1 protein-coding gene is annotated in these 373 nt (G+C 45.6%); it reads right to left on the reverse strand.

Going from position 1 to position 373, the window contains the following annotated elements:
• On the reverse strand, positions 1-348 hold a 348-nt coding region (locus NE619_RS18120; protein WP_330640861.1), incomplete at its 3' end, for a hypothetical protein.
• Positions 349-373 lie beyond the last annotated feature (25 nt).

Consider the following 373-nt stretch of genomic DNA (forward strand, 5'->3'; position numbering starts at 1 on the left):
TGAAAGCTCTGCCGGAGGCGCTGCGCTTTTTCGGTTTTTCCGCTTGATCGAAATTTTTCCTTTCTTGCTCACAAGAACCGTATATTCCGCCTGAACAGTCTCGATCTGCATCTGCCGGAAATTTTCCATATGACCTGCCAGTATTTCCGCTGCATCTTTGCAGTTTATGTTTTCATGAAACGCCTGCGTCTTCGTAAACTTTTCTACCTGAAACATGAAATCGCCGTTTTTCTCAAGAGGACGGACTTTCGCTTTCACGACGCCGTCCTTCGTCCTCGGATTGCTGAGCACCGCACGGATAAATTCTCTGTTTAAAACTTGTTTCAGCAACTCAAAAATTTCTTTCATCTTCCAACCTCTGCCCGTATTCGCT

Origin of the sequence: Anaerovorax odorimutans, from assembly GCF_024459955.1 — a bacterium.
Lineage (GTDB): Bacteria > Bacillota > Clostridia > Peptostreptococcales > Anaerovoracaceae > Hominibacterium > Hominibacterium odorimutans_A.